Annotated in this window: 4 protein-coding genes; 1 reads left to right on the forward strand and 3 read right to left on the reverse strand. The window is 31.9% G+C overall.

Features of this window, described 5'->3' with window-relative positions:
- Positions 1–336: IS66 family transposase (locus FC36_RS11150; protein WP_162257673.1), on the forward strand; the 336-nt coding region annotated here is incomplete at its 5' end.
- Positions 337–487: 151 nt separating this feature from the next.
- Here the strand turns inward: FC36_RS11150 and FC36_RS11155 are convergent.
- From FC36_RS11155 to FC36_RS11165, 3 genes are all read right to left on the reverse strand, one after another.
- Complete coding sequence (locus FC36_RS11155; protein ID WP_025021517.1) at positions 488–2,023, reverse strand: DNA/RNA helicase domain-containing protein; 1,536 nt, start codon at positions 2,021–2,023, stop codon at positions 488–490.
- A 21-nt stretch (positions 2,024–2,044) separates the two neighbouring features.
- On the reverse strand, positions 2,045–2,269 hold the full coding sequence (locus tag FC36_RS11160; RefSeq protein WP_025021516.1) for a hypothetical protein: 225 nt from the start codon (positions 2,267–2,269) through the stop codon (positions 2,045–2,047).
- Positions 2,270–2,448: 179 nt separating this feature from the next.
- Positions 2,449–4,182 carry a DUF262 domain-containing HNH endonuclease family protein gene (locus FC36_RS11165; RefSeq protein WP_025021515.1) on the reverse strand — a complete coding sequence of 578 codons (1,734 nt, stop codon included), beginning with the start codon at positions 4,180–4,182 and terminating at the stop codon, positions 2,449–2,451.
- Between the last annotated feature and the right edge of the window lie 391 nt (positions 4,183–4,573).

The raw sequence follows: 4,573 nt of genomic DNA on the forward strand, positions 1-4,573 counted from the left end.
TCAAATGGTCGATTGAAGAATGCGATTAAGTATTCTTTTAATCAAAGAAGTAGACTTGAAGGAATTTTTAGAATAGGAGGCATGCCATTATCAAACAACGAAGTTGAACAATGCATCCGCCCAACTACGTTGGGGTGCAAGAATAGTTTATTTTCTAAATCTTATGAGGGTGCCCAAGCTAACGCAGTATATTATACTTTGGTTCAAACCGCAAAGTTAAACAATTTGGATGCTTATAAATACTTGAAATATATCTTCGAACAGCTGGAATTGCGAAAAAATTCTAACGTTGACGCTTATTTGCCATGGTCTGATGAAATTCAGGCAAAATGTTAAGCTCACTTGCCGGTCGACGACGATATGTAGCTTGAAAAAATTATAGAAAATAAAGAAGCGATGGTGAAGTCCTAATTAGTGGATTTCTTCTATCGCTTCTTTTTACATCCTGTTATGTTGTGCTTACATTACGCCGTGCTTACCTATTAACCTATTCCTGAAGAAACTTAACAATATATTTATATACCGCTGGATTATCTATAATCGCAATCGAAAGTTTCTTCCTTGCTCTAGTCATATTAACATATAGTTCATTGTCAATATAATAATATTCGCTATATTTCGGTGATTTAACCAAGTGAGGCATTCTACCTTTTGTAAGCTCAAATCTATCGTCAATATAAGTTACAACATTGTCAAATTCATCACCGATAACACTATGCGTTTCCTTGTATAAATCTGATACAAATTCAAACTTACTTCTACTAGATTTACGTAGCTTATCACCCGCGGGTACCAAAAAGTTAAAACCGTCCTTCTCACTAAGTCTACGGATCCAAGAAATTGCACCTACTGCTGAAGAAAAATACTTAACGTCTACTGCATTCCTTATCTCTGCTTTTGACACATTTTTTGGAATATCATTTGCTTTCATGATATAGCGAATAAAATATAAAATCTTATCATTTGTTCGAATATTTTTATCTAATTCATAAAGACTGGCTAGTCCCTTATTTTTACACCCCATTAAATAATTATATAGACCTTTCCCTTTGTCTTTATCCGATAGTACCTGTCCCTTATCGAACAAGAAGAGGATCTTCTTACCTAGAGTATTACGTTCTCCCCAGTCTAATAAATAATTCATATTACACTGGTATAACTTTTGTGCCTCATCAATAATAACAAAGTCATACTCGTCTAAGTTTATACTTTTTAATTCCTTAATACCTTTAACTTGCAAATTTGTAAATTTTTCTTTTAATTCTTTATGTGTATCTCTTTTATTTCCTGAAAAAAGATACAATACAGCTTTACCGTTATTCACTAACCTTCTTGCAATATCCAATCCTAATAACGTTTTACCGGTTCCTGCTTTACCGTATATGCCCATCAGTGAATTTTTACTTTTCATAACATTCTCTACAGTGTTTAGTTGATTAGTATTTAGCCAGTAATCACCATTTAGGAACTTTGTTATATTTTGTAGCGGTGATATTATGTAATCACTTGACTCTAGCTCTAAAACAATATTCTTGCCAAGAGCATTTCCTACGTTTAGCTCATCATATAACTTCTTCATATCCATCGGAAGAATACTTTCAGAGCTTTCGTCATAGTTATAAAGAATCTTTTTTTCAGCGTCAAACGAACAAGATATTAATTTTAGGTCTTTATACTTACTTTGAGAAATTTTTAAAAATTTTGTTTGAGTTCTAAATTTCTTAATTAAACTTTCCTTTTTTGGTGATTTATGCTTCAAGTCAAGATTAAAAATACATCTGTCTGTGATGCAAAGAGCATCAAAATCCGGAAGTATCTTTAAATCAACTCCAAAATACCATCCACAAATATCAACACTATTAACTTCTTCAGAATCATAACAATTCAATAATAGTTTTGAAAATTTATAAAAATCATCAATTTCATGTTTCTTTTCTATATTCATGCCGTTTATAGTATACATCTCTTCAACTGTATCAGATTCATACGCTGCAATAAATTCATTTAAAGTTATATAATTCATATGAACTCTCCTTCGTCTTGTTTATACAAATATCGATTTGTTTCTTGCAATCTGCTTTTTACTAACATCTGGAAACATGATTACTCCTATGCCATAAGTACTTATTAATTCCGTTGAGAACATCACGAGACGCTCCATTAAAAAAACACCTTCAACATTAATTTGTGCAACTAAATCTGGCTTAGTTTTAGTTCGTTGTGGTTCATCATCTAAGAGCTCAAACGCAACAACATCACTTAACTTCATGAAAAGTGCCTCCTATATCAATTGATGTCTTAATTATACCAAGTGACATCAATTGAATAGGAGGCTATCTTATGTGACGCTTACCGACGAGTGAGCTCTACATTTTGTTTGAGCTTTATCAGACAATGGTAAATAAGCCTCACTTATCTTCCTTTTAGGGATTTTTATTTCAGAAGTACTTAAAATACTTGGCAAATTTCTTTGGCTAACTGTTTAGTACGTTTTAGAATTAATTCTTCTGTCCAATGTTTGTGACAAGCAATCTTCTTGTTTTCTTCTAAAAGACTATTATTAAAATAATTACATTTTTCAACAAATTCTTTATTTTTAGCACTACGGTTAGTACCATTATCCCATAGAGTAAGATTTCCTAATTTAAACGTAAGTTCGTTACGCATTTCTTCGTCAGGAAAGTCTTTTAACCATTGACTTCCGTGAGCTGGGTTTTGTGGTAAAATATGTTCTAAATCGTTAGAATTGTCTTTTATTGTGACTTCAGTACCTTTAAGTTTTCGTTTATAAACTTCACTTAAAATAAAGGCGATTTTACGATTTTGACTAGTTGGAATTTTCTTATCAAGAATGGCAGACACTAAGCTACTATCTTTAATTTTAAGTTTATCAATTTGACTACAGATTTCATCAAATGATTTTTGTTCATTATAAAATTCAAAGGCCATTTGAGAAAATGGTTTTTCAACGGTATTTCCCTTATCTTCTCTAAAATATATATTACGTACTACGAGAGAAAGGATTTTACGGAGCAAGAAGTTAATCTTACCGATTTCAATATTTTTCATCATCATTGCAAGAATTAGCGGACGGTGTTGTTTGATGTTAAACATCGATAATCGATTGATAAGTTGCGAATATTCATTTTTATCGTTTACGGATGCGTTCGCATATTGTGAAGGATCGCAAATACACATAAATGAAGCTGAAGCCAATTTAATATTGTCCATTAGTGCCGTCATGTCACCAGTTTTGCTGTTATCTATATTATAATAAAGGTGTTCCAAAACATTTTCACCACTAGTTTTAGTGTCGTAAACTAACTGATTTTTTTGATACTTGCCATAAACTAACGTAGTGAAAGCTATGAGAAAGTTCTTACGGTTTTTTTCTTGTACGTTGCTATCTATATCGTTCCAAGTATCTCGGACATTATTTTCACCCAAAACTCTAACGAAATCATTTTTTAACACATAATATTTTTCTAAGTTACGACCTGTATTATTAAGAGTTTCGAACATACTTTGTGCGATTTCCTCACTCTCAGCAATGAGTCGAATAAGATATGTATGATCCAAAATACTATTAATAATTTCTTTGAGTGAAACTTCTTTTGTTATTTCAAGATATTCATCAAAAAGTTCAGAAATGATAACGTAATTATCAGCTAATTTTTTTTGGTTCCCTATTAATTTTTTGTCATTCAATACAGATGCATTGTCGTTTGAATTAAAACTCAAGCCAGTAATTTTATAAAAAAAGTCACAATCTGCCGTAGAATCAAAAAGGAGTTTTCGTTTCTTTTGCTGCTGTGAGGTTGACATACGATCAATCTGCTCTACATATCGATCACGATACTGGTCAGCTGCAGATGGATCGTCAATAGCAATTCTTTGGAGAACATTTGCAATAATTAACATGCTAGTGATAGTACGCTGTTGGCCGTCAAAAATTTCTAATGTATCTCTATCTTCGTTTTTTGAGAAAGTAAAAAAATTTAGAATATGATTATTATCTGGATCTTGAGAAACAGCAATTAAGTCATTAAAAAGTCGAGTAACTTCTTTTCTAGACCACTCATATTGCCTTTGTGAGAATGGAATGGTGTAAATTCCATTTTCTAAGTTTAAATATTGTCTTAAACTTAGCGTTTCTGATGATAGTAAATCATTGTAGATCATTGCTGCAAGTCTCCTTTAAATATTAGGTTAGTATTATTGGATCATATTTTTAGTATTTTGTAAAGATCAATATTTATTTATCTTGTGCGTGGTGCTAGTTAAGTATCATTGACATAATCAGTGATACTAGGGCATTTCTGTTTTTTATTAAGCAAAAGGTACGATTCAATTAGGCGGTGAAAAAGAGGAATTATTTGAACCTGTCAAAAGTGGGGATATTAGACGTGCCTTACGTCTTAGTGGTAAGGTAAATAGAGGTGAGAAATAGATGGCATCTAGAAAAGCAGTACTTTTAATTGTCGAAGGGGAAAATGATGAAGATTTGCTAGATTTATAGTAAGCACCCTATAACACCCCCGTATTAATTATCGGGCAATCTCTCTGTATACTG

This window comes from Ligilactobacillus equi DSM 15833 = JCM 10991 (assembly GCF_001435735.1).
Lineage (GTDB): Bacteria > Bacillota > Bacilli > Lactobacillales > Lactobacillaceae > Ligilactobacillus > Ligilactobacillus equi.